Here is a 24,920-nt window from a genome sequence, read left to right as displayed (position 1 = left end):
TTCGTCTCCTCACTTGCTTAGAGTAACCAGGTCTTCGGGTGCCACGACCACGGTGACGCGGTCGCCCACCTCGGGCAGGCGCCGCCCCCGGTTGTTGAGGGTCGCCTGCAGGGTGGTTTCCCCCACTTCCAGGCGATACTCGGCATGGCTGCCGCGATAGAGCCGCTCGTTCACCGTGGCTAGCACGTGGTTCTCCCCGGCCACCTCGCCGGGCAGCAGGTCCAGGGTCTCGGCGCGGATCAGCAGCACTTCACCCTCTTCCGCCTCTTCGACAACCATCTCGCCAAGCGAAGTGGTCAGGCGCGTGCCCTGACGGGCGATGATCGGATAGAGGTTGTCGTGGCCCATGAAACGAGCGACGAAGGCATTCAGCGGGTGCTCGTAAACCTCGCGAGGAGAGCCGACCTGCTGGATGATCCCGCCATTGAGCACGGCGATACGGTCGGACATCACCATGGCTTCCTGCTGATCATGGGTAACGAAGACGAAGGTCATGCCGAGACGTTTCTGGACACGCAGCAGCTCCACCTGCAGTTGGCTACGCAGGCCGGCATCCAGCGCCGACAGCGGCTCGTCTAGGAGCAGCACGTCGGGCTCACAGACCAGGGTGCGTGCCAGGGCGATGCGCTGGCGCTGGCCACCGGAGAGCTGATCGACCCGCCGGTCGACCAGGTCGCCCAGCTTGATGAACTCAGCGATCTGTGCCACCCGAGTATCGCGCTCATTGGCGGCCATACCGCGCATCTTCAAGCCAAAGGCCAGGTTCTCGCGCACCGAGAGGTGGGGGAAGAGCGCATAGGACTGGAAGACCGTGTTGACGCTGCGCTTATGGGGCGGCACCTCGGTGATATCCTTATCACCGATGGACAGGCGGCCATCATCGGCCTCCTCCAGGCCGGCGAGGATGCGCAGCAGGGTGGTCTTGCCGCAGCCCGAGGGTCCGAGCAGGGTGAAGAACTCCCCGGCCTCAATGGTCAGATCGACTCCGTCCAGTGCCACGGTGTCACGACTAAAGCGCTTGTGCAGGCCCTGCATCTCGATGGATGAGGCCTGCCGGATCGCTTCGCCCTGCATCGCCTCCTCTCTGATCGGACGTGTGCCCGGTGACTTGATGGCTTCCGCTGCAATGGTGTCACTCATGAGGGGTCCTCTCGGTTTTCAATGGCCCGGCTCACAGCCGGTCCCGCAGTTTGTAGTAATGAGTAGCCAGCATCAGCAAGGGCTTGCGCAATAGGCGACCACCGGGGAAACGACGGTGGGGCATAGCCGCGAAGACATCGAAGCGCTCGCTCTGACCGGCGATGGCTTCGGCCAGCAGCTTGCCGACGAGCCCCGACAGGGCCATACCATGGCCGGAGTAGCCCTGAGCGTAGTAGATATTACTCCCCAACCGGCCGATATCCGGCGCTCGGTCGAGAGTGATGGCCACTTCGCCGCCCCAGCGATAGTCGATGCGCACCCCTTTGAGTACGGGAAAGATTCGGGCAATCTTGGCATCCATTCGCGCTTGCATCCCTCGTGGCTCCCGCCCGTCGTAGCTGACCTCGCCGCCGTAGACTAGGCGACGATCGGCGGATAGCCGGTAGTAATCGAGCACGAAATTGGCATCCGACAGGGCATCGTTCTTCGGCAGCACACGCGCTGCCTGTGCGGCGGTGAGCGGCTCGGTTGCGACCATGTAGTTAGAGGCGCGCATGATGCGCCCGGAGAGCTCCGGCACTAGGCCCACCTGGTAGGCGTTGGCGCCCAGGACGACGAAGTCAGCAGTCACTTGCCCTCGATCGGTGACCACGTTGGCCGGCTGGCCGCGGCGGATATCGACGGCGGCGCTGTGTTCGTGGATGGCCACGCCAGCGCGACGGGCCGCCCGAGCCAAGCCCAGGGTGTAGTTGAGGGGATGCAGGTGACCGCCCTCGTCATCACGGAGGGCTGCCGGATAGGCATCACTCACCACATGATCGTGCAGGGCATCGCCCTCGAGTAGGGTAAGGGCCGAATAGTCGTAGTCGCGGGCCATACGCTCACGGAATTCCTCGAGCTCGCCGACATGGCGAGGCTTCACCGCTGCGTGCAGATAGCCCCAGGCCAGCTCGCAGGGAATCTCGTGACGCTCGATCAGCTCGGCGGTCAGTCGTACCGCCTCACGGCTCATTTCCCAGATCTCGCGGGCCCGTTCCCGGCCTAGCGCCTTCTCCACGGTGGCGATGTCGGTACCCAGGCCCGGCAGGATCTGGCCTCCGCTGCGCCCGGAAGCACCGTGGCCGATCTCGCCGGCCTCAAGCAGCACCACCGAGTAACCCCGCTCGGCAAGATGCAGGGCGGCCGAGCAGCCGGTGATGCCGCCACCCACCACACAGACATCTGCCCGAACCTCGCCCTCCAGCGGAGGGCAGTCGCCGAGTTGGACGACGATGGAGTCGCGGTACCAGGAAGGGGGAGGCGAGGCGGTTCTTACCATGGGATCTATCCTGTGCATGCACCACGGGTCAGTTACCGTCGCCCGTTGTGCTTGTTATTGAGAAGCGACCCACCAAGGATTGTGCGATGATCGAGCCGGCATCGTGGAAGCAACACTCAATACCAGTTCTAGTTCAAGCCGCCGAAAATTGTCAAGTATAAGATAACAAAAAAATAACAGATATTTATTTATAGCTGTTTTATATGATTTTTTTATATGCATGGAGAAAAGTGTCAACAATTAATGCCGACACAAAGGGTTCCGCTAATTCAGCAGCATCATGCCCTGCTCGATATCCGCGGCGACCGCCGCACAAAGGCCCTCACGATCAACGCGTGCCCAGGCATCGATCACCTCTCGATGATGATCGTCGGCAATCGTCGAGGCGCCCCAGCGGGTTCAGGTGTAGCGCATCCTTGTAGGGTGCCGGATGATCGAATCGCCTATAGGAGTTGTCCTCTGCTAGAGAGCGTTAACAATTGATGATGAGTGTTGAGCGGATTTAGGGTGGAAATATTTGGGAGTAGTGAAAAGGAAGGTCTCGAGTGGTGCGTTAATCGGTGAATCTGATTCCATCGCCAATTTAACCACGGCCTCTTTAAACCTGAATGTAGTGGTCAAGTATTTTTGGCCACCGCCTTTTGAGCATTCCAGTATGTCGTTTCTGCCGCATTTGGCGGCAACCCATCGTTATGCGTATGTGGCCTGAGGCAACTGTAGTAGCTGATTATATATTCAGTTATAGATTGCTTCGCTGCCGCCATATCCAGATAGCCTGTTTCGGGTACCCACTCTGTTTTCAAGCTTCTGAAAAAGCGCTCCGTTGGCGCATTATCCCAGCAATTCCCTCGGCGACTCAGGCTCTGCGTCATCTGATAACGCCATAGGCATTGCCGGAAACCCAGGCTGGTGTATTGGCAACCTTGGTCCGAATGAAAAAGAACGTTCTTGGGTTCATGGCGAGATTCATACGCCATCATCAACGCCTTGTTGACGAGATCTATGTCCGGTGACGGCGACAGCGCCCAGCCCACCGGCTTGCGTGAAAAAAGGTCAATAACCACCGCCAAATACGCCCAGCGTGATCCGGTCAAAATATAAGTGATGTCACCAGTCCAAGCCTTGTTGGGCGTCTTTACATCGAACTGCCGGTCGAGCCGATTCGGAATAGCCAGGTGCGGCTGTACCGCCTTTTGGTAGGCATGGCGCGGCGGCTGTGTGCTCGCCAACCCAAGCCGTTTCATCCGTTTTCCGGCACGGTAGCGGCTCAGCGGCACTCCCGCGTGGGTCACCATCTTGGCAATGCTCCGCGCCCCTGCAGAGCCCTTGCTGGCTGCATGGGTATCGACGATTCGCTGCAGCAGGGCTCGCTCTTCCTGGCTTGGTACCGTATTTCTGTTACGCCATGCGCGGTAACTGCTGCGGTGCACCCCAAATACGCTACACAAGCGCTGCACCGCATAGCTCTCTTCAAGTCGCTCGATTAACGAGAATTGCTCAGGGAGTCGGACATCAAGAGAGCGGTAGCCTTTTTTAGGATGGTCTTTTCTTCCTCAGATCGCCGTAGCTGCCGCTTTAAATCCTGAATTTCACGCTGCTCAGGTGTCAGCGCTTCACCTTTTTGCGGCACATTGCCTGCCCGCTCTGCGCGTAGCTTGCGAACCCAGGATTCCATGGTGGTTTTACCTATCCCCATGGCCTCGCAAGCTGCCTTCAGCGTATAGCCTTGATCAACGACAAGTTGCGCCGCTTCCAGACGAAATGCCGGGCTGAAATTTCTTCTCTTGGTCATCATGTCCACCTGATTTTCTCTCGGAGTGATCATACACTCAAAACCAGCTGGCCAAATTGACTATGCCACTACAGAATTCAGGGAATCAGCGAGATATGAAGTGGCTTTGTTCTGATTCATGACACACATCGATGGGCAGGTGAGATTACCGGCGTTTGTGTGTCCGGGAAGCTATAGCCACTTTATGAACCAAAAACCGGCCCGAGCATTCGCTGCCCGGGTCGAAGCATGCTCAAACACGACATGGCGCCATCAGAGCGTGAGCGAGATCCACACGCTCTTGAGGCTGGAGTATTCCTCAAGCGAGTGGTGTGACTTATCGCGTCCGTTGCCGGACTGCTTGACCCCGCCAAAGGGCACTGATTGGTCACCGCCCGCCCAGTTATTGACGAACACCTGACCGGACTCCAGCCGGCGCGTGACCCGCATGATGCGGTCGATATCCTGGCTCCACAGACCCGCTGCCAAGCCGAAGTCGCTGTCGTTGGCCAGGGCCACGGCTTCCTCTTCGCTGTCGAAGCCGAAGATCGCGAGCACCGGGCCAAAGATCTCTTCGCGGCCGATGGTCATCGTCGAGGTAACGCCGTCGAACACCGTCGGCGGGATAAACAGGCCCTTGCTGTCGGCATCGTCCGCCTGACCGCCGGCACGCAGGGTCGCCCCCTCTTCCGCGCCGCGGCGAATATAGTCGAGAATGCGCCCGTGCTGGGCTTCATCGACGATGGCACCCATGAAGCTGTCCGGGTCGAGCGGGTCGCCGGGTTGCATAGATTTAGCGGCACTGAGCACCTTGTCGACGAAGGCGCCACGAATCGAATCTTCCACCAGCAACCGCGAGCCGGCGATGCAAACCTCCCCCTGGTTATGAAAGATCGCTTCGGCGGCGTGTCGAGCGACACTGTCTAGATCCTTGCAGTCGGCAAACACAATGTTTGGACTCTTGCCGCCACACTCCAGATATAGCCGCTTGAGGTTGGACTGACCGGCATACTGCATCAGCTGCTTGCCCACGCCGGTGGAGCCGGTAAAGGCCAGACAGTCGACTCCCATGGACAGCGCCAGCGCCTTACCCACGGTGTGGCCAAAACCGGGCAGCACCTGAAATACGCCGCGCGGAATACCAGCCTCACGGGCTAACTTAGCCAGCAGCAACGCCGACAGCGGTGATTTTTCCGAGGGTTTGAGAATCACGCTATTACCAGCGGCCAACGCCGGTGAAATCTTCCACGCGGTCATCATCAGCGGGAAGTTCCAAGGCACAATGGAGGCTACCACGCCCAGCGGCTCACGCAGGACTAGCGCCAGATTGTCTTCACCAGTCGGTGCCACTTCGCCATAAAGTTTGTCAATGGACTCGGCCTGGTAGCGCATGCAGCCGATACCCCCGGACAAGTCGCCCAGCGAGCTGCCGATCGGCTTGCCCATGTCCAGAGTGTCGAGCAGCGCCAGCTCGCTCTTATGGGCGTCCATCAGGTCGGCCAGCTTCAGCATCACCAACTTGCGTTTGCCGGGGGCCAGGCGCGACCACTCGCCGCGCTCAAAGGCGGCCCTCGCCACAGCGACCGCCATCTCGGCATCGGCGGTGTCACAACTCGCAACCTCGGCCAGGTTTTCACCAGTAGCGGGGTTGACGGTGGCGAATGTCTCACCACTCAGCGCATCCACGAACTGATCATCGACAAAAGCTCGGGTCTCGAACTCGAGTGAAGCAGCCAATGCCTGCCAGTCGGCACGACTGGTCGGAAGATGGGTGAAACTCATACGTGCTTCTCCTGTGTTGCGATGTCTTGAGGTGCCGGCTGCCACCGGATCAGGCGACGCGCGGTTTCATCCAGCGCCTGGCGCGTCAGCCCGATCAGCTCATCGATCTCTTCACGGGTGATCACCAGCGCCGGCGAGATGAGCATGGTATCGCCGACCGAGCGCATCACCAATCCATTGTCAAAGCACAGATCACGGCACAGGTTGCCTGCCGCCAACGACTCATCAAAGCGCTCACCGGTCTGCTGGTCGGCCACCAGCTCCAACGCGCCCATCAACCCCAGAGAGCGAGCTTCACCGACCAGCGGATGATCGGCCAAACTGGCCCAGCGTTTCGCTAGATAGGGGCCCAGATCGTCGCGCACGCGGTCTACAATGCCCTCGGCTTCCAGCAGCTCCAGGTTCCTTAACGCTACGGCGGCGCAGGCCGGATGCCCGGAGTAGGTAAAGCCATGGAAGAATTCACCGCCCTCGTTGATCAGGGTATCGGCCACGCGATCGCCAACCAGCACGCCACCGATCGGTAAATAACCCGACGAGAGCCCCTTGGCAATCGGCATCAGATCTGGCTCCAGATCGTAATGCTGGCTGCCGAACCACTCGCCCAGTCGCCCAAAGCCACAGATGACTTCGTCCACCACCAGCAGGATATCGTACTTGGCCAGCACTTCCTTGACCGCCGGCCAGTAGCTTTCTGGCGGCATGATCGCACCACCCGCGCCCTGCACCGGTTCGGCAATGAAGGCGGCGACGTTTTCTTCGCCCAACTCCAGAATTCTCTCTTCCAGCGCAGCGGCACATTCGCGCCCGAAGGTGTCCTGGCTCATATCGCGCCCCTCACCGAACCAGTAAGGCTGTCGGATATGAGTAATGCCCGGCACGCAGGGGCCACCCTGTTCGTGCATCGGCGCCATACCACCCAGGCTCATGCCAGCCACAGTGGAGCCGTGATAGCCGTTCTTGCGACCAATCACCCACTGCTTTTCGGGTTTACCCTTGATCGTCCAGTAGCGGCGTACCATGCGCAACACGGTGTCGTTGGCCTCAGATCCGGATCCGGTAAAGAACACACGGTTCATGTGGGCCGGTGCCAGCTGGCAGAGCTTTTCGGCCAGTGCCACAGCCGGCGGATGCGTGGTCTTGAAAAAGCTATTGTAGTAGGGCAGCTGCTCGAGCTGAGACGTCGCCGCCTCGACCAGCTCCTTGCGGCCATAGCCGATGTTGACGCACCACAGCCCAGCCATGCCATCTAGGATGCGATTGCCCTCGCTATCGTAGATATACACACCTTCGGCACGTGTTACGACACGACTACCTTCTTCTCCCAGTGACTTGAAATCAGTAAATGGGTGCAAGTAATGGTCTCGGTCGAGCTGCTGTAGACGGGCGGTATCCTGATTAGCCATGAGGCATCCTGCGAAAAGGTAATGTTATTGTTTACTCAACATATCAACCCAAGGCAGGCTGTGCCATCTTTTTTCAAAATTCTCTTTATTAAAATATCAATCTATTGATTTTAAATAAATTTTATATTTTATTTCATCAGGACCAGCATCTATAAATGATAATAATCTTTATCAAAGAAGACCCCTTCGACCACATTGTTGCTTCAAAAACAACAATGCAGATACAGCTCTACGTCATCCACCGACGATGGCAGATTTAGGAGGTGACAATGAAAAATCAGACCCTGGGGCGAGCCCTGCTGCTCTGCCTGCTACTGATCACGCTGGGAACGTGCGCCTAGTCCAGGGCCGCCACGCAGCTAGAGGAACCCAGCGTGATCCTGCGCGGCCTGGCCTTCAACGTTGATGTACAGGAGCTACCCGGAGACGGCCCCCCACACCTGCCGTCATCGGCGACCAGCGCTTAGACCTAAATCTCGATGATCAGGGGGCGGCGTAATCAAAGGCATACAGGTCGACGACGCTACCGCCACTCTCACGCTCATCGGACCCAGCAGCACACGCTGGCCAGCCTAGAGCTCCATGCAATTCCCGCCTGGCTGTCGCTGCTGCCCGCTATAGTCGCAATCGTTCTTGCTCTGGTTTTTCGTCAGGTGCTGCTAGCGCTATTCGTCGGCATCCTGCTGGGAGGCTGGATCCTGCACGGCATGGGTGTCCGCGGTCTGCTCGGCTCGGTCAACGTGCACGTGCTGCAGGCCGCCAGCGACAGCGAACACATGTCCATCGTGCTGTTCTGTCTGCTGATCGGCGGCATGGTGGGGATCGTCTCGCGCAACGGCGGCACCCAAGGCATCGCCCAGCGTATTTTCCGGGTCATTCGCGGGCGCCGTCAGGCACAGATCTCAACCTTTCTGCTGGGTATTGCAATCTTCTTCGACGACTACGCCAACGCGCTGATCGTGGGCAACACCATGCGCGCCAGTACCGACAAGATGGCGCTCTCTCGCGCCAAACTCGCCTATATCATCGACAGCACCGCGGCTCCGGTATCGTCGATCATGCTGGTGAGCACCTGGATCGGCTTTCAAGTGGACTAATCAGCGAGGCAATGAGCCATATCGATAATTGGAACGAGTCAGCGTACTCGGTGTTCGTCAACGCCATTCCCTACAACGCCTACCCACTGCTGGCCTTGGCCTTCGTATTCATGACGACCTGGCTAGGTCGAGATTTCGGCCCCATGCTCGCCGGCGGAGCGCCGGGCGATCGATGTGGGTGGCCGACGCACTACGCTCAGCAGTCGCGAAGCCATGGTCGAGGAGGCGGAGATTACCACCAAGCCCAACGTCCCTATTCGCGCCATGAACGCCATCGTGCCGATGCTTATCTTGGCGGGCATTACGTTGGGCGGCATCTATGCCACCGGGGGCGCGGCACTGGGGCCGGGCACGCATGAACTGAAGGACATATTCGGCGAGGGTGATTCTTTCAGTTCGATGATGTGGGGGTCACTGGCCGCCTGCGTCGTCGCCATGCTGATGACTCAGAATCAGCGGATGGGGTCCAGGGTGCCCGTTCAACTCCCTTGTCGGAAGTTAACGCGCTAACTCAAGCAGCCGGTCGGGGTAGTTGGTGAACATGCCGTCCACGCCCCAGTCCAGCAGCGTTTGCATATCGTCAGTGTCGTTCACCGTATAAACGTGCACGCGCAGGTCGTTGTCCTGTGCCTGATCGACAAAGTCGGCGCTGATGACCGGCGCGCCTTCGTAGATGAAGTTGGTGCCGATGCCTACGGCGTAGTCGGCAATGGTCTGGAAGTCGGTGTCATCCACGTTGCCTGACCCGGGGGTGACGTCGGTCCATTCCTTGAGCTGCCCGGCATTCTCCTCGTCGGGGTAATACCACAGCAGCTGAACCAGCGGCAGCGCGGGGCTTTGCTCGTGCAGCTTGAGCAGGCTTGGCTGATTGAACGACTGCACCAGCACGCGCCCGGCCTGGATCATGTCGTATTCTTTCAGCTTGGCGAGCAGCGCGTCTTCCAGCCCCGGATTGAGCGCCGGCGATTTGGCTTCAATGTAGTAGCGCGCGTCGTGCCCGAACGCTTCAAAGACCTCGTCGAGGGTCAGCAGGCGGGCGCCTTTGAAGGCGTCGTCGGCTTTTTCCGGATTCGCCTGATTAAACCATGTGCCCACGTCCAGCGCTTTCAGCTCGGCCAGGGTGTAGTCGTTGATGTGGCCGGTGCCGTCGCTGGTGCGCTCAATGGTGTCATCGTGAAACACGACCAGCTTGCCGTCGGCGGTTAGCTGCGCGTCCATTTCCAGATAGTCCGCGCCCTGTTCGTGTGCCAGTGTAAAGGCGGCCAGCGTGCTTTCCGGCGCATGGCCGCTGGCGCCGCGATGCGCAATCACCTGAAACGCCGCGAGGTCGTCTTGCTGTTGTTCCAGAGCGGACGCAGGCGTCGCGGCAAGGGCGGGCGTCGCCATGCCGGCCGCCACCAGAAAGACCGACAGACCACCGGCAGCATTAGGCAAAGAAGGGGAAGAAAAAGACGACAAGCGCTGTAGCATGGGATAAACCTTTTTTATTGAATGATCAATTAATATCCTACACGGCGACTGCGCCAACGGCCAAACGATCGTTTGGGTAGACGGCCGTATTTTCGTCAGCCCTCAAGACGCGCCGCGCGATGCCTGGGTTGAAAACTACCGGGCAGCGTCTTGCGTATGACCTTCTGCACTGGCCTCGTCAAGAATGCGGCGTTCGTAGCGGCGGGCAATAAACGCCCCGGCAAGGATCTGGATCTGGTTGTAGCACATGATCGGCAGCACGATCATGCCAAACCCCGGGTGGCCGGCGAACAGCACCTTGGCCATGGGTAGCCCCGAGGCGAGGCTTTTCTTCGAGCCGCAAAATACCACGGCGGCCTCGTCCGCCAGGCTGAAGCCGAAGCGCCGCGACACAAAGCGCGCCAGCGTGATAACCACCGCCAGCAGCAGCCCGCACAGGGCGATGGCCGCGAAAATCGACAGCAGCGGCAGCTTCTGCCACAGGCCGTCAACCACGGACTGCGAGAACGCGGTGTAGACGATCAGCAAAATCACGCTTCGGTCGTAGCGGCCGGTCAACGATTTGTGGCGGTTGAGAAAGCCGCCAAGCAGCGGGCGCACGGCCTGGCCGGCGGCAAACGGCAGCAACAGCTGCAGGGCAATATCGCGCAGCGCTTCGCCGACCGCAAAGCTACCCCCCGACGAGCTGACCAACAGGATCAACAAAAACGGCGTGAGCATCATGCCAAACACGTTGGACGCCGCCGCGCTGCAGATGGCGGCGGGCACGTTGCCCCGCGCCATGGCGGTAAAGGCGATTGACGACGACACCGCCGACGGCAGTACGCCCAGATACAGAAAGCCCACGGCCAGATCCTTGGGAATAAGGTGCGGGGCCAGCAGCGTGGTGGGCAGCACCAGCAGCGGAAAGACGATAAACGTCAGCGAGGCAATCACCAGGTGTAGCCGCCAGTGCATGGCGCCGTTGAGCACTTCATCGCGGGAGAGTGCCGCGCCGTGGAGAAAAAACAGCAGCGCCACGGCAAATACGCCCGCGTGGTCGAGCCAGCCGGCAAGCGTAGGGCCGGCGGGCAACAACGAGGCCAGTGCAATGGTGCCCAGCAAAATCAGCGTAAAGGGGTCAAGGCGGGCGCGCATGGTTGGCTCCTTGCTTGGGCAGATGTCATGTCAAAACGTAGCGTGTCAGGACGAGCCGCTCAGGCCGCTGACGCGCACCACCTGCCGCGCGACCGCACTATCGAGGATGCCGCGCCGGGCTTCAATCAGGGTCAGCCAGTGGCGGGCACGGGTAATGCCGGTGTACACCAGTTCGCGGGTGAGCACGGGGCTGATGCTGCTTGGCAGCAGCAGCGCCGTATGGCGAAACTCCGAGCCCTGGGATTTATGCACCGTCATGGCAAACACGGTATCGACCGCGTGCAGGCGCGAGGGCAGCACCCAGCGAATCGGCCTTTGCGGATCACCCGAGGGAAACGCCACGCGCAGCCGCGTGCCGCCGGCTTCGGGCACGGCAAGGGTAATGCCGATATCGCCGTTCATCAGCTTCAGGCCATAGTCGTTTTGCGTGACCAGAACGGGGCGGCCAGCGTACCAGCCGTGTTCCAGCGCAGCGTCTGCAGCGTTAATGAGCTTAGCCTGGCGGAGCGCCTGGGCGATTTGCCGATTCAACCCTTCGACGCCCCAGGGGCCTTTGCGCACCGCGCACAGCAGCTGAAAGTGACCGTAGGCGTCGAGCACGGCGCTGGCCCAGCCGCCGTAGGTCTCGCCGTGGTCGGCAAAATCGAGGGCGCTATCCGGGCGCTTTTCGGCCATGACGGTCAAGTAGTGGCGGTAGCCGTCGAGGACGAGCTTGGTTAGGGCGCGGTCGTGTTCGCCGTCGAGTACCAGGTGGCGCAGGTCGGCGTAGCCGTGTGCCAGCACGTTACGCACCTGCGTTTGAGACGACGGCTCTTGAGATAGCGACTCTGGAGAACGATTGACCGCGTGGGCGAGCTGGCCGATGCCGCTGGCGGCGTCAAAGCGGTAGCTTTTGCGCAGCATGGCAATGGCCTGGTCCAGCGGCTGGCCGTCGGGGTCGATATACGCGGCTGGCAGGGGCTGGCCGGTGGTTTCTTCCAGCCATTGGGCCGTGGCGGGAAGGTAGTGGCCGGCCTCGGCGCGGCGGCATAAATCCCCGAGAATGGAGCCGGCCTCAACCGAGGCCAACTGGTCTTTATCGCCCAGTAGCAACAGCCGCGCGCCGGCGGGCAGCGCGCGCAGCACGGCGGTCATCATTTCGATATCCACCATCGAGGCTTCGTCGATCACCAGTACGTCAAGGCTCAATGGGTTGTCCGCGTGGTGGCGAAAATGGCGCGTATCGGGCCTCGCCCCGAGCAGCCGGTGGAGGGTGGTGACCTCAACGGGAATATCGGCCTTGAGCGACTCGGCCACGGGCAGCCCGTCGACCTGATTGGCGATGGACTCGTTCAGCCGCGCGGCGGCTTTGCCAGTGGGTGCGGCCAGGCGCATGCGCAGCGCGCGCTCGGGCGTATGCGCCAGCTGGAGCGTTTGCAGCAGCGCCAGCAGGCGCACCACGGTGGTGGTTTTTCCCGTGCCGGGGCCGCCGGTAATCACCGCAAAGCGGCGGCGGGCGGCCAGCGCGCAGGCGGCTTTCTGCCAGTCGGGCTCGCCGGTAGTAGAAACCTCAGTAGTGGGAAACAGCGTTTCCAGCGCTTGGCGGGTCACGTCGGCGTCGAGCGTCTCTTCCGCGTCTGCGTCGGGCGCCAGTCGGTGGTCGATTTCGTCGCGCAGCGTCTGCTCGTACTGCCAGTAACGGCGCAGGTAGAGCCGCGTCGTATGCTCGGCATCACGGCGCACCAGCGGCGAGTTGCCCGCGCCTTCGCCGATCAGCGTAGGGTGGGCAAGCGCGGCCTGCCAGTCGGGCAGCGTAAGCGTGGCGAGCAGCTCGCTGGGAAGCGCCGGCGGATCGGCGACGTCATCGCCTTCGGGCGGTAGCGACAGCGCGAAGTCGGGCGCGGCCAGCGTCGCGGCCAGGTCGAGGCAGACGTGGCCGTGACCCAGCTGGTGGCTGGCAAGCGCCGCGCCAAGCAGCAGTAGCGGCGGAGCGTTATCGGCCTCGGCGTCCAGAAAGCGCACCAGCGCGCGATCGAGATCGCGCAGCCAGCCGCGCGCCACCCAGCGCTCAAAAAGCGCCAGCAGCGCCTGGGTATCACCAAGTGCCGGATGCGGCGTTTGGATAAAAAGTTCGGTCGTTTGCGACTGGCTCATGAAGTGACCTCCTGCGGCGTCTTGTGGGGCGTGGGGATGCCGGCGAACAGGTCGTCCAAGGCGTTAACCAGCGCGGCGGTGGCGGGCTCGGCGTGAACGCCGCGCGCTGGTGTGCGGCTGCCGCGCAGAAATACGGTCATCGAGCCGCCCAGGTGCTGCTCGGGCGCGTAGTCGGGCAGGCGCGCCTTGAGCAATCGATGCATGGCCAGCAGATAAAGCGCGGCCTGAACGTCGTAGCGTTTTTCCAGCAGCGCCCGACGCATGGCCTCGGGGGTGTAGGCGTCATCATTTGCGCCGAGGTAGTTGGATTTCCAGTCGAGCACGTAATAGCGCCCCCGATGCGCGAACGCCAGGTCGATAAAGCCCTTGAGCATGCCGTTGAGCGTGTCGCGCTCGAGCGCCGGGCGTTCGACCCCGGGGAGTAAGTGCTCGCTGACGATGGCATCAAGCGCGCGGGTATCCACGCGGCCGGCGGCAAACCAGAACTCGAGCTCGACCTGATACTGCTCGAGCTCTGTAAGCGCGACGGGCGACGGCGTACCGGGCAGCGGAAAGGGGGCTTCGAGCAGGGCGGCAAGCCACCCCGAAAGCTCGGGTTGCCAGGTTTGCCAGCCGCGCAGCTGCACGCGCCGGTGCAGCATGTCATCGCGGGCGGGGGTGTCGCTGACCGCCGTGGCAAAGCCCTCGCGGCCGGCCCATTCCAGTAGCCCGTGTAAAAATGTGCCGGGGCCGGGGCCGCGCGGGAAGCGGTGCAGATGAAACGTCTCGGCGGTGTCGGCGAGGGTATCCTGGGGCTCGTCCAGCACTTCAAGCGCGGTGGCTTCACGGGCGGTAGTGGGCTCGGCGGCGGCCAATGTTGTGCTGCCGGTCAGCGCGCCCGAAAGCGTCAGAGCCGAATAACTGGCAATCCACCAGTGCTCTTTGGCTCGCCGCTTAGGTGTGCGGGCGTGGCCCAGCGGGGACGTTTCTGCCGGCGGGGTAAAAGCCTCAACGGTGGCCTCGGGGGCGGGTTCCAGGGTGACGGGGCCGCTATTCGCCAGCTCTGCCAATGTGCTGCCCGCCAGCAGGTGCCCGATGGCGCTATTTTCGCTCTCTTTCAGCGGCGCGATGCCCAGCCACACGGCGTGGCGGGCGCGGGTCAGGGCGACGTAAAGCTTGCGCATGTCTTCGCCGAGGCGTTCGCGGTCGGCCGTGGCGAGGATGGCGTCGTCCACGTTCAGGCTAAGCTTGGGTGCGCCGTTGGCATCGTGCCAGCGCAGCGGTACGTCGTCGGGTTTGACCGGGCGGTGGCTGCTAATAAACGGCAGAAACACCAGCGGATACTCAAGCCCCTTGGATTTGTGAATGGTCACCACCTTGACCAGATCGGCGTCGCTTTCCAGCCGCAGCCGGTGGCTGTCGCCGTGGCCTTCGGGGTCGGCAATAGCTTCGCTGAGAAAGCGCAGCAGCGCGTGCTCGCCGTCAAGCTCCTGGCTTGCCTGCTGCAAGAGCTCGCCCAAGTGCAAAAGGTCGGTTAGCAAGCGCTCACCGTCGTCGCTCTGGTGACCGTCGCTGCCTCTGCCCAGCAGGCGCGAAGGAATGGCAAAATCGACCATCATCCGGCGCAGCAGCGGCAGCACGCCGCGATACTGCCAGAGCTGATGGTAGCGGCTGAACTGCTCGACCTTGGCCTCCCAGGCAAGCTCGTCTTGATTGAGGCGCTCAAGCTCATCAAGGCCAAGACCCAGCGCCGGGGTGGCAAGGGCGGCGCGCAGGCGCGCCTGTGCCCGGCGCGAGCTGGCTAAAGGCTCGCTACAGGCGGCCAGCCAGTGCTCGACCTGCGCGGCGATGGGCGAGCCAAACACCTTGTCGCGGTCGGACAGGTACACGCTTTTCACCCCGCGGCGAGAAAGCGCCTGGCGGATCGCGCGGGCTTCCTGCAGGCCGTTGACCAGCACCGCCATGTCCGACGGCTTCAGCGGAGTGAGCGTTTGCTCTCGGGTAAAGCCGGCCCTGCGCTGCTCTCCGGCGTTGAGCAGCGCGACCATGCGTGAGGCGCAGCGCTCGGCCATGCCGGCTTGGTAGGCGGTTTTGGACAGCGGTTTGCCGTCGTCGCTGTCTAACTGCCAAAACGTCATCGCCGGCAGCGCTTCGTCGTTAAGAGTCAGCTGCTCGGGGCGGCCTTTGGCGTCTACCGGGTTGAACGGCAGCGGGTTGTCGTCACCGTCGCGGAACAGAAACGCGCCGGCGTCTTGGGCGTCGGCGTAGCTGAAACAGTGGTTAACCGCCACGATCATCGGCTCGCTCGAGCGGAAGTTCTTGCCCAGGGTGAGGTGGCGGCCGTCGGTGTCGCGGCGCGCCTGCAGGTAGGTGTAAATATCCGCCCCGCGAAAGGCGTAAATCGCCTGTTTGGGGTCGCCAATCAGCATGATGGCGGTGTCGCGGCGCGGCGTGGCGATGTCGTAGACCGCATTAAAAATGCGGTACTGCACCGGGTCGGTGTCCTGAAACTCGTCGATCAGCGCGACCGGAAACTGGCGCTGAATCTGCGCGGCAAGTGCGTCGCGGTTGGGGCCTTTTAGCGCGCGATCGAGGTGGGTAAGCAGGTCATTGGGGCCCATTTCGGCGCGGCGTTCCTGCTCGCCTTCAAGGCGCGCGCGACACCACTTTACGGCGTGAATCAGCAGGTCGTGGCGGGGCTCGGGCAGCGCATCAAGCGCGGCGGGAAGCGCTGCTAACGCTGCCCACACCTCGGGACAGGGCGGCTCGCCGTCTTTCCAGATAGCAGCCATGCCGTCGGGCGTCATGCGTTTCCAGGCGGCGGGCGTCAGCGCCGGGCGGTCGGCGTCGCTCTGGCTCCACTCGCGCAGCGCGCCGAGCCAGTTGGTACGGCTTTTGGCGTTGAAGCTCTGGCCTTTGAAGGCTTTGCGCTGGGCGGCGTCTTCTAGTTCTGGCACCAGCGTCTCGAGCATCGCTGGCCACGGCGCTTTCAGCTCGGCAAGCATCGCCGCGCGCTTTTCGCGGGCGTGGGCGAGGGTGTCGGCGGGCGGCGGCGCCTCGCCCAGCGCTTCGCTCTCACTCAGCAGGCCGCGCAGCGTCTGGTGTAGCGCATAGGGGGATTTCCAGCAGGCGGTAATGCTGCCCAGCGAATCGGCGTCGAGCGGGTAGTAAAAGCAGCGCCAGTAGTCGCGCACCACGTCTTGTTCAAGCTCGCTCTGGTCGTTTTCCAGGTCGAGCGAGAACAGGCTGCCGCTATCAAAGGCGTGCTCGCGCAGCATGCGATAGCACCAGCTGTGGATGGTGGATACCGCCGCTTCGTCCATCCATTCGGCGGCCAGTGCGAGCCGGCGTGCGCAGGCCGTCCAGGTGTTGCTGGCGTATTGGCTGCGCAGGTCGAGCAGCAGGCTGTCGTGGGGGCTTGCATTCGTGCCGTCGAGAAACGCCTCGGCGGCTTCCACCAGCCGGTGGCGAATCCGTTCGCGCAGCTCCTGGGTGGCGGCGTTGGTAAAGGTCACCACGAGGATTTCCGGCGGCGTTAGCGGGCGCACGAAAGCGGTGGCGTCGTCGCGGTGCTGCCCGCCCAGCACCAGGCGCACGTAGAGCAGCGCAATGGTGAACGTCTTGCCGGTACCGGCGCTGGCTTCAATCAGGCGGCTGCCGTGTAGCGGCAGCGTTAGCGGATTTAGCGTAGCGGCGCTCATGGCGTGCCTCCTGACGAGTCCTGTTGTGACGAGCCCTGCTTGCTTTTGACGTGGGCGTAAAGCGGGGCATAAAGCGTCTCAGCCAGGCGGGCGAAGGTGTGGCCGTGTGCGCTCTGGGCGCTGTAAAGCCGCGCAAAATCGGGCCACTGGTGCGTCAAGTACGCGCTGCGCTGGGCCTCGCCGGTATATTGGTAGCCGCTTTCATAGGCCTGGCGGGCGGCCGCGTAGGCGGCGCTTTCCGTGCCGCTGTCTGCCGTGCCGTCTTTGCCCAGCCAGGCGAAACCCGCCAGCGGGGCCAGCGGCAGCGGCGCGGTCATGCCGTCTTGCCAGAGGCGCATCAGTGTGTCGAGACGGGCGCGGGCCTCATTGGCGCCCAGCGGCTCAAGGCGCACGTGGCCGGCCTTGGAAAGCAGCTGGGTGGTCATGGGGGCATCTAGGTTACCGGCTAGGTGCGCGACCCAGGGCCGCAGCAGCTGGTCCCAGCGGTATTTGCCCTTGCTGATCAGGCTCGAGCTGAAAAGAATCAGTCGACAGCGCTCGCCGGCGGCGCTTTGGCGCAGCTCGCCCAGCCATTCGTCGAGCACGAGGTTAGCGCCGTTGTGCTCCACTGCGTGATGCACGGCGAGGCCGGCGTCAACGGCGATGGGCCATTCATCGAGCGATTGAACGTAGGCGTCAAACAGCGGCTCCATGGGTTCGGCCAGCGCCTCGCGCATGCGCTCGCCAAAGGCGCCAAGCGCGAGCACGCCCTGCCCGGAAAAACGCTCGAGCGTGGCGTGCAGCGCATCAATTCGCGGCTCGCCGCGATCCACGGCGCGGCGCTGGGCGGCAATCAGGCGGTCTTGCAGCTGCCAGTTTTGCAGCCCGTCCAGGGTGAAGGGCTCGCTATCGAGCTCGGCGACGGCTTCCGGCTCAAAGTAGACACCTAAGCGGGCGTTGAAAAACGCCTTGGCCGGCTCGCGCAAAAAGCGGCTGAGCTGCATTAGCGAAAGCTCAACGGGCGCATCCTGGCCGGGGGCAGCGAGCTTGGTGCCAGACGCGTTCTCCGGCAAACGCGGTGCCTGAGCGTCGCGCCCTGCATGAACGTCGCGCCATTCGTACGCATAGGTGAATAGCCGGGCGTCGGCCGCTTGCTGAAAATAGGCGCGGCTGAACGGCTGCAGCGGGTGCTCGACGGTGAGTTCTTCGAGCAAGGAGAGCTCGCTCGCTGTACTTTTCCAGCCGGCGGCCAGGTGGTCGCGAAGCTGGCCGACCAGCACCGATGGCGCCAGCGGCGCGTTGTCGACCTGGCTGCGCCCCACCCAGCTGAGGTAGAACTGCTCGCGTGCGGAGAGCATCGCCTCGAGAAACAGGTAGCGGTCGTCTTCGCGCCTTGAGCGGTCGCCCGGACGGTAGTCGTTGCCCATCAGGTCAAAGTCCAGCGGCGGCTGGGAGCGCGGGTATTCGCCGTCGTTCATGCCCAGCAGGCACACGCGCTTGAACGGGATGGCGCGCATGGGCATCAGCGTGGCGCAGTTGACCGCGCCGGCGAGAAAGCGCTGGGAAAGGCTGTGCTCGTCAATTTGCGAAAGCCAGTGTTCGCGTACCATGGAAAGCGGCAGCGGCGCATTGAGTTGGGCTTCCCGGGTGCTGTCAAAAAGCTGCTCAAGGCCGCTTTCGAGCCGGGCCAACAGCGCGCTTTCCTGGGCGTCGTCGGTAAGAAAGAAGGTGTCCAGCAGGGTGCGCAGGCGCGTGACCCAGCTGGCGGCGTCGGTGGGCTGGCAAAACGTCGCCCAGGTCTCTTCGAGCTTTTCCAGCAGGGCGGCGAGCGGGCCGGCAAGTGCGGCGTCAAGCCCGCCGATATCGTCGTAGGGCTCGATACCCTGCCAGCGCTCGGCGCTGCCGGTAGCGTAGCCCAGCAGCAGGCGGCGCAGGCCGAAAGCCCAGGTGTTCTGGTCAAGCCCTTGGGGTAAATCAAGGCGTTCGCGCTGGGCGGCGTTCAGCCCCCAGCGAATGCCCGCGCCTTCTATCCAGCGCGCGAGTATCGGCAGGTCGTGCTCGGTAAGCCCGAAACGCTGGCGCAGCGCCGGCACGTCGAGCAGTTCCAGCACGTCGCTGACCGAGACGCGCAGCTCGGACAGGCGCAGCAGCTTTTCCAGCGCGATCATTAGCGGCTGGCGCTGGCGGCTGGCCTGATCCGACAGCGTGAAGGGAATATGGCGAGCATCGCTCTGCGGGTACTGGCCGAATACCGCCTGGATGTGCGGCGCGTAGCGGTCAATATCGGGCACCATGACGATAACATCGCGCGGGCGCAGGGAAGGGTCGGCGCTGAACGCGGCGAGCAGCTGGTCGTGGAGAATCTCGACTTCGCGCTGGGCGCCGTGGGCGACGTGAAACACAATGGAATCGTCGTCCTCGGCGTCGACTGCCGGCCAGTGGGACTGGGTTTCGCCCAGCGGGCGCAGTTCGCGAATGTCGTCCTGCAGCTGGTTGAGCAGACGCGGCGTTTGCGGATCGCTGAACGGCTCGAAGATATCGATGCGTAGCGCCTGCTGTTCGAATAAGCGCTGGTAGTCGCCGGTGTCGTCGTGTTCGTCGAGCAGGCGCAGGTAGTCGCGCCCCTGCTTGCCCCAGGCGGCGAGCAGCGGCTGGGCGTGAAGGTGCAGCGCGCCGTCGGCGTCGTTGGTGCCGAGCACATCCAGTTCACCGGGCATGCTGGCCTTGCGCGACTGGCGGTGACGCGTGGCGCGCAGCAAGTCCTTGTGCTCGATGATATCGGCCCAGTAAAACTGACAGGGGTTGTGCACGCAGAGCACCACCTGGCAGCAGCGCGACAGCGCCGCCAGTGCCTCAAGGGTTTGCTGGGGCAGCGACGAAATACCGAAAATGATCAGCCGGCGCGGCAACTCCGGCGGGCGGTTGTCGGGGGTCAAGGCCTGGGCCGCTTTGAGAAAGCGCCGGTGCACCTCAGCGCGGCTGCTGGTCAGTCCGCTGTCGCCCTGGGTGGCAGCGACGTCGTCGCGCAGCGCCCGCCATAGCGCCGGCTGCCAGCGCTGGTGCTCGGCCAGCGGCTGCGCTTCGCCCCGAGCGGTAATCAGCACGTCGTCGCCCTGCGCCCAGGCGTCGAGCCAGTCGGCGCGATAGACCTGATACTGGTCGAACAGGTCAGCCAGCCGCTCGGCCAGCTGGTAGTGTTTGCGCTGTTCGCGGTCGACATCGAGAAAGCGCGCCAGCGGCGCAAAAACCGATTGGCCGGCAAGCGCCGGCAGCAGGCGCAGCAGTCGCCACACCAGTCGTGATTTATCAAACGGCGACGTTTCGGGAACGGCGTGGGTATCGCCTGTCGAGGAAGCGTCGCTTGTCGAATGCGAAAGCACCGTGCGGTAGGACTGCCACAAAAAACGTGCGGGCAGGGTGACGTCGAGCGCGGCGGCGATGCCCGCACCGCCCTCACTGGGGTCCGCCGCCAGCGCCAGTTTCAGCCACTGGCCAATGCCGTTGCTCTGGACCAACAAGGTTTCGTTTTCCAGCGGCGCGAGCGGGTAGCGGCGCATCCACTCGATGGCCAGCCCGCGCAAATCTTCCAGGCGATTGGCATGCACGACCATAAAGCCGGGCGTTAGCGGGGCGGCGGCAAACAGCGACATGGCGGTATTCCTTCACGGCGGGGACATAAACGCAAAGGCATATGTTGCCATAAGTGACTGCTCTCCGCCCTAACGGACGGAGCGCCCCACTTTACCAAATCGCCCGTAAAGCATCGCCCAATGCGGGCGGTGATATAAGGGCGCACCGCAACGCGGTGCTTGTCTTGATATGATCATCAATACCTGATAAATATACAGTATGACAAAGCGCGCCTACAAAGAACGATTTTATCCCACCCCCGAGCAGGCTTTGCTGCTAGCACAGTCGTTCGGGTGCGCGCGGTTTGTCTGGAATAATACCCTGAATTATCGCACCGAGGCTTATCAGCAGCGGGACGAATCCGTATCGCATTCGGTAGCGGAAAAACGGCTGGTCGCTCTAAAAGCCGAACACCCCTGGTTGAAAGACGTTTCCAGCGTGATCCTGCAACAAACGCTGCGCGATCAAAAAGCCGCGTTCGATAATTTCTTCAATCCCCAGCTCAAGGCACGCTATCCGCGCTTTAAGTGCAAGGATGGCCGCCAGTCGATCCGGTTGACGAAAGCCGCCTTTCGTTATCGGGACGGCGAAATCACCATTGCCAAGACAAAGGTGCCGCTGCCGATCCGCTGGAGCCGCCCGTTAGTCAGCGCACCCTCCAGTATCACTATTTCACGAGATCGCGCCGGTCGCTATTTCATTAGCTGCCTGTGCGATTTCACGCCCAAGGCGCTACCGATCATACCCAACACCGTGGGTATTGATCTGGGGCTGACCGATCTGTTCATCACCCAGGACGGCCAGAAGTCCGGCAATCCTCGTCATCTAAAACGCTATGAAGCGAAGCTGGCGTACCTACAACGCCGCCTGGCCAAGAAGACAAAGGGCTCGAACAATCGCCATAAGCTGCGCCAAAAAGTGGCGCGGCTCCATGCCCGTATTGCCGACTGCCGCCGCGATGCCATCCATAAAGCGACTCGAACGCTCATTAACGAAAACCAAGTTATTTGCGTTGAGACGCTGAACATCACCGGCATGATAAAAAATAGGGCGCTGGCCAAGTCGATCAGCGATGCGGGCTGGGGCGAGTTTGTGCGCCAGCTCACCTACAAAGCCGAATGGGCAGGCCGGCAACTGGTGCAAGTGAGCCAGTGGCTGCCGAGCAGCAAGATGTGCCACGGCTGCGGGCACAAGGTTAAAAAGCTACCGCTATCGCAGCGCCACTGGCACTGCGAGGGCTGTGGCCAGGCCATCGACCGCGACATTAACGCAGCCAACAATATCCGAACCGCCGGGCTGGCGGGGTTAGCCTGTGGAGCGACTGGATCGGGGGCAGCGGCGTAGCCACTGTCTAGTGAAGGCGTGTTGAAGCAGGAAGGTTCTCGGGGCAACCCAAGAACCCTCGCCCAAAGCGCTTAGCGCGGCGGGCGGGGAGTGTCAGTTGTCATCGTCAGTGTTCAGAAATTTATCAATTTCATCCTGATATTGTTTTTCTGAGTCTCGGTGAGATTTTGCCGATGCTTGCTCTTCACGCAATGCTTCGGCTTCACGTTCCGCTTCCAGGGAGCGACGTTTTTCGTCCCGTCTCTTAAACACGCGGCGGATGCGCCGAATCAGCATGAAGATGAGAAACCCAACAAAGGTCAGGAAAACAATGTTGAAAAACGGGATATGCCGATATCCCTCTTCGACTGGCCAGACCTTGACGGCGTTCGGAAAGGTTGAAAACAGCCGCAAACGCCAGCCGTAGTGACGTAGGGCAACCAATTGTTTATCAGCCGCAAGCGATCGAACTTGCGTTTGTAAATCAGCAGAAGCAAATTTACCGTAAAGAATATTATCCTCATTACGATAGACCCTGGGGCTTCCATCCAGTGTCTCCATCTGCAACTGATAGACGTCACGTGTACGAGTTTTGTCTGCATTACCTTCGCTGACATCAACACGCTTTACCTCAACACCAACGGCCCGCACCACATCAACCTGTGGAAGTGAATAGTGGAGTGCTGCTATGAGGATGACGGCGGGGATTGCGATCAGGATGTTACGAACGGTCAGTATTTTTTTCATCTCGGTTTTCTCGCCTTTTGTATAAGCTTAACGTCCGGCTGTACGCTCAGAGAACACCCTGACAACCTGAATTCAAGCAAGAAAGTTAACGCGGAATGACGGCAGCTTAATTCAGCTCTCTTATCAGCTCTGTTAATAGTTGCCCATCATACCCATCATGCCGCTGGCGCCCATCACAAGGCCGATAATCATCATCAGGATATAGATAAGCACAAGCACGCCAAAGATGGTGAAATAGGTCTTTAGCTTGCCCAGCGCAAACTTCATTTCCAGCTCATCGCCCTGATTGAAGGCTCGCTCCGTGGCTTTGGCCGCCTGCATGAGAGTCCAGCCTGCCCAGATGGGAATCCACGCAATGATGATGCCGACAATAGAAAGCGCCGTGAGGATGCCCGAGAGGATCAGCATGACGCCGATCAGCTGCATCCAGAATTTGCCGCGATACAGCGGTTCGATGAGCGGACGTACCAATTCTTGCTGGTTGGGCGTGTTCACATTAACCTCCTTGTTGGGTTTCATCAGCGGTATACTTTACGTTAAGTAACATCGCCTGGCCATTGCTGAGACCAGACCGGCTTCAAGAGTGACTGCACCCCAGAATGAGAGCAATAACATGACCGATACACAAGACGCTTCGCGTCGTTATTCTTCCAACGTCGTTGACGGCGTGGGAAAATCCGCCGGCCGTGCCATGCTGCGCGCGGTGGGCTTTACCGATGAAGATTTCACCAAGCCCCAGGTGGGCGTGGCCTCGACCTGGAGCATGGTCACGCCGTGCAACAGTCATATCAACGAGCTGGCTGAACACGCCCGCGACGGCGCCGACCGCGCCGGCGGTAAAGGCGTTATTTTCAATACCATCACCATTTCCGACGGCATCGCCAACGGCACTGAAGGCATGAAATATTCGCTGGTCTCGCGCGAAGTGATCGCCGACTCCATCGAAACGGTTGCCGGCTGCGAAGGCTTTGACGGCCTGGTCGCCATCGGCGGCTGCGACAAGAATATGCCCGGCTGCATGATGGGGCTATCGCGGCTTAATCGCCCCAGCGTGTTTGTTTACGGCGGCACCATTCTGCCGGGCAAGGGGCATACCGATATTGTCTCGGTCTTCGAGGCCATGGGCGCGCATTCGCGCGGCGATATCGACCGCATCGAGCTCAAGAACATCGAAGAAACCGCAATTCCCGGCCCCGGTTCCTGCGGCGGCATGTATACCGCCAACACCATGGCCTCGGCGATTGAAGCGTTGGGCATGAGCCTGCCGGGCAGCTCGGCGCAAAACGCCGTGTCGAATGACAAGCGCGACGACTGCGAAGCCGCCGGCGAAGCGGTGCTCGAACTCTTGAAGCGCGACATCAAGCCGTCGGACATCATGACGCGTCAGGCGTTTGAAAACGCGATTACCGTGGTGATCGCGCTGGGTGGCTCGACCAACGCGGTGCTGCATTTGATCGGCATGGCGCGCACCACGGGCGTTGAGCTTGCGCTATCCGACTTCACCGAGATCGGCAAGCGCGTGCCGGTGGTGGCCGACCTGCGCCCCAGCGGCCACTACATGATGAGCGAGCTTGTCGCCATCGGCGGGATTCAGCCGCTGATGAAGCTGCTGCTCGAGGCGGGCCTGCTCCACGGCGACTGCCTGACCGTGACCGGCAATACCCTGGCCGAGAACCTCGCCGACGTTGCGGGCTACCCCGACGCCCAGGAAATCATCGCGCCGCTGGACAAGCCGGTGAAGGCGGAAAGCCACCTGCGCATTCTCCACGGCAACCTCGCCCCCGAGGGCGCGGTGGCCAAGATTACCGGCAAGGAAGGCACGCACTTTCGCGGTACGGCGCGGGTGTTCAACTCTGAAGAGGAGGCTCAGGCGGGAATCAACGACGGCACCGTGGTCGCCGGTGACGTGGTGGTGATTCGCTACGAAGGCCCCAAAGGTGGGCCGGGCATGCGCGAAATGCTCACGCCGACCTCGGCCATTATGGGGCGCGGGCTGGGCAACGACGTGGCGCTGATTACCGACGGGCGCTTCTCCGGCGGCAGCCACGGCTTTGTGGTGGGCCACGTCGCGCCTGAAGCCTTTGACGGCGGCCCGCTGGCGCTGGTGGAAGACGGCGACGTGATCACCATCGACGCCGAAGCCAACACCATCGATGTGGCAATCGGCGGCGAAGATATTGAGCGCCGCCACGCCGCGTGGCAGCAGCCCGCGCCGCGTTACACCAAGGGCGTGCTGGCCAAGTATGCCAAGCTGGTCAGCTCGGCCAGCACCGGTGCGGTCACCGACGAGTAACCGCTATTTCTTCA

Annotated in this window: 16 protein-coding genes; 4 read left to right on the top strand and 12 right to left on the bottom strand. The window is 61.8% G+C overall.

Features of this window, described 5'->3' with window-relative positions; genetic code table 11:
* Positions 1 to 9: 9 nt before the first annotated feature.
* From B5495_RS05010 to B5495_RS04990, 5 genes are all read right to left on the bottom strand, one after another.
* Positions 10 to 1,140: an ABC transporter ATP-binding protein gene (locus B5495_RS05010; protein ID WP_079551833.1), complete on the bottom strand. Its 1,131-nt coding sequence runs from the start codon at positions 1,138 to 1,140 to the stop codon at positions 10 to 12.
* A gap of 31 nt (positions 1,141 to 1,171) precedes the next feature.
* Positions 1,172 to 2,458, bottom strand: coding sequence for an NAD(P)/FAD-dependent oxidoreductase (locus B5495_RS05005; RefSeq protein WP_079551832.1), 1,287 nt, complete (start codon positions 2,456 to 2,458; stop codon positions 1,172 to 1,174).
* Positions 2,459 to 3,075: 617 nt separating this feature from the next.
* Positions 3,076 to 4,250, bottom strand: a protein-coding gene (locus tag B5495_RS05000; RefSeq protein ID WP_154045292.1) for an IS3 family transposase whose coding sequence is annotated in 2 segments (ribosomal slippage) — positions 3,076 to 3,995 and positions 3,995 to 4,250 — 1,176 coding nt in all. Because the reading frame shifts where the segments join, the coding sequence is not laid out codon by codon here.
* 252 nt (positions 4,251 to 4,502) lie between these two features.
* A complete protein-coding gene (locus B5495_RS04995) occupies positions 4,503 to 6,011 on the bottom strand; it encodes an aldehyde dehydrogenase (protein WP_079551830.1) in 1,509 nt (502 codons plus the stop codon).
* The gene (locus tag B5495_RS04990) at positions 6,008 to 7,417 is read right to left on the bottom strand and encodes an aspartate aminotransferase family protein (protein WP_079551828.1); all 1,410 of its coding nucleotides are present in this window, start codon (positions 7,415 to 7,417) and stop codon (positions 6,008 to 6,010) included. Before B5495_RS04990 ends, B5495_RS04995 begins: the two co-directional genes overlap by 4 nt.
* A 479-nt stretch (positions 7,418 to 7,896) precedes the next feature.
* On the opposite strand from B5495_RS04990, the gene B5495_RS04985 reads away from it, so the two are divergent.
* Both B5495_RS04985 and B5495_RS14905 read left to right on the top strand, forming a co-directional pair.
* Complete coding sequence (locus tag B5495_RS04985) at positions 7,897 to 8,514, top strand: Na+/H+ antiporter NhaC family protein (RefSeq protein WP_331712893.1); 618 nt, start codon at positions 7,897 to 7,899, stop codon at positions 8,512 to 8,514.
* A gap of 213 nt (positions 8,515 to 8,727) precedes the next feature.
* Entirely contained in the window at positions 8,728 to 9,024 is a 297-nt protein-coding gene (locus B5495_RS14905) for a hypothetical protein (protein ID WP_079551825.1), read from the top strand.
* On the opposite strand, the gene B5495_RS04975 is transcribed toward B5495_RS14905, so the two are convergent.
* The 5 genes from B5495_RS04975 to recC all read right to left on the bottom strand — a co-directional run bounded on the left by B5495_RS04975 (position 9,013) and on the right by recC (position 20,563).
* Positions 9,013 to 9,984, bottom strand: coding sequence for a glycerophosphodiester phosphodiesterase (locus tag B5495_RS04975; protein ID WP_079551824.1), 972 nt, complete (start codon positions 9,982 to 9,984; stop codon positions 9,013 to 9,015). The genes B5495_RS14905 and B5495_RS04975 overlap by 12 nt on opposite strands.
* Before the next feature lie 135 nt (positions 9,985 to 10,119).
* Positions 10,120 to 11,121 (bottom strand): bile acid:sodium symporter family protein, encoded by a 1,002-nt coding sequence (locus tag B5495_RS04970; RefSeq protein ID WP_079551822.1) that lies wholly within the window; start codon positions 11,119 to 11,121, stop codon positions 10,120 to 10,122.
* Between the two features lie 45 nt (positions 11,122 to 11,166).
* Positions 11,167 to 13,254 (bottom strand): exodeoxyribonuclease V subunit alpha, encoded by a 2,088-nt coding sequence (gene recD / locus B5495_RS04965; RefSeq protein ID WP_079551821.1) that lies wholly within the window; start codon positions 13,252 to 13,254, stop codon positions 11,167 to 11,169.
* Positions 13,251 to 16,934 carry an exodeoxyribonuclease V subunit beta gene (recB, locus tag B5495_RS04960; protein WP_079551819.1) on the bottom strand — a complete coding sequence of 1,228 codons (3,684 nt, stop codon included), beginning with the start codon at positions 16,932 to 16,934 and terminating at the stop codon, positions 13,251 to 13,253. Before recB ends, recD begins: the two co-directional genes overlap by 4 nt.
* Positions 16,931 to 20,563: an exodeoxyribonuclease V subunit gamma gene (gene recC, locus B5495_RS04955; RefSeq protein WP_079551817.1), complete on the bottom strand. Its 3,633-nt coding sequence runs from the start codon at positions 20,561 to 20,563 to the stop codon at positions 16,931 to 16,933. The genes recB and recC overlap by 4 nt, the downstream gene beginning before the upstream one ends.
* Before the next feature lie 199 nt (positions 20,564 to 20,762).
* Between recC and B5495_RS04950 the strand changes: the two genes are divergently transcribed.
* Positions 20,763 to 21,887 (top strand): RNA-guided endonuclease InsQ/TnpB family protein, encoded by a 1,125-nt coding sequence (locus B5495_RS04950; RefSeq protein ID WP_079551816.1) that lies wholly within the window; start codon positions 20,763 to 20,765, stop codon positions 21,885 to 21,887.
* Between the two features lie 93 nt (positions 21,888 to 21,980).
* Here the strand turns inward: B5495_RS04950 and B5495_RS04945 are convergent, their stop codons facing one another.
* Positions 21,981 to 22,613 carry a DUF1523 family protein gene (locus B5495_RS04945; RefSeq protein WP_079551814.1) on the bottom strand — a complete coding sequence of 211 codons (633 nt, stop codon included), beginning with the start codon at positions 22,611 to 22,613 and terminating at the stop codon, positions 21,981 to 21,983.
* Between the two features lie 132 nt (positions 22,614 to 22,745).
* On the bottom strand, positions 22,746 to 23,108 hold the full coding sequence (locus B5495_RS04940; RefSeq protein ID WP_231897230.1) for a DUF5362 family protein: 363 nt from the start codon (positions 23,106 to 23,108) through the stop codon (positions 22,746 to 22,748).
* A 118-nt stretch (positions 23,109 to 23,226) separates the two neighbouring features.
* Here B5495_RS04940 and ilvD point away from each other — a divergent pair, with 118 nt between their 5' ends.
* On the top strand, positions 23,227 to 24,906 hold the full coding sequence (gene ilvD / locus B5495_RS04935) for a dihydroxy-acid dehydratase (RefSeq protein ID WP_079551811.1): 1,680 nt from the start codon (positions 23,227 to 23,229) through the stop codon (positions 24,904 to 24,906).
* Positions 24,907 to 24,920: the final 14 nt, after the last annotated feature.

Origin of the sequence: Vreelandella subglaciescola, assembly GCF_900142895.1 — a bacterium.
Classification (GTDB): domain Bacteria; phylum Pseudomonadota; class Gammaproteobacteria; order Pseudomonadales; family Halomonadaceae; genus Vreelandella; species Vreelandella subglaciescola.
This window is presented reverse-complemented; position numbering and strand designations above follow the sequence as displayed.

Coding starts and splice junctions, on each gene's coding strand:
- B5495_RS04970 (WP_079551822.1), bottom strand. CDS start 11,121: ATGCGCGCCCGCCTTGACCCCTTTACGCTGATTTTGCTGGGCACCATT.
- ilvD (WP_079551811.1), top strand. CDS start 23,227: ATGACCGATACACAAGACGCTTCGCGTCGTTATTCTTCCAACGTCGTT.
- B5495_RS04995 (WP_079551830.1), bottom strand. CDS start 6,011: ATGAGTTTCACCCATCTTCCGACCAGTCGTGCCGACTGGCAGGCATTG.
- B5495_RS04985 (WP_331712893.1), top strand. CDS start 7,897: ATGATCAGGGGGCGGCGTAATCAAAGGCATACAGGTCGACGACGCTAC.
- B5495_RS05005 (WP_079551832.1), bottom strand. CDS start 2,458: ATGGTAAGAACCGCCTCGCCTCCCCCTTCCTGGTACCGCGACTCCATC.
- recB (WP_079551819.1), bottom strand. CDS start 16,934: ATGAGCGCCGCTACGCTAAATCCGCTAACGCTGCCGCTACACGGCAGC.
- B5495_RS04975 (WP_079551824.1), bottom strand. CDS start 9,984: ATGCTACAGCGCTTGTCGTCTTTTTCTTCCCCTTCTTTGCCTAATGCT.
- B5495_RS04950 (WP_079551816.1), top strand. CDS start 20,763: ATGACAAAGCGCGCCTACAAAGAACGATTTTATCCCACCCCCGAGCAG.
- recD (WP_079551821.1), bottom strand. CDS start 13,254: ATGAGCCAGTCGCAAACGACCGAACTTTTTATCCAAACGCCGCATCCG.
- B5495_RS05010 (WP_079551833.1), bottom strand. CDS start 1,140: ATGAGTGACACCATTGCAGCGGAAGCCATCAAGTCACCGGGCACACGT.
- B5495_RS04945 (WP_079551814.1), bottom strand. CDS start 22,613: ATGAAAAAAATACTGACCGTTCGTAACATCCTGATCGCAATCCCCGCC.
- B5495_RS04990 (WP_079551828.1), bottom strand. CDS start 7,417: ATGGCTAATCAGGATACCGCCCGTCTACAGCAGCTCGACCGAGACCAT.
- recC (WP_079551817.1), bottom strand. CDS start 20,563: ATGTCGCTGTTTGCCGCCGCCCCGCTAACGCCCGGCTTTATGGTCGTG.
- B5495_RS14905 (WP_079551825.1), top strand. CDS start 8,728: ATGGTCGAGGAGGCGGAGATTACCACCAAGCCCAACGTCCCTATTCGC.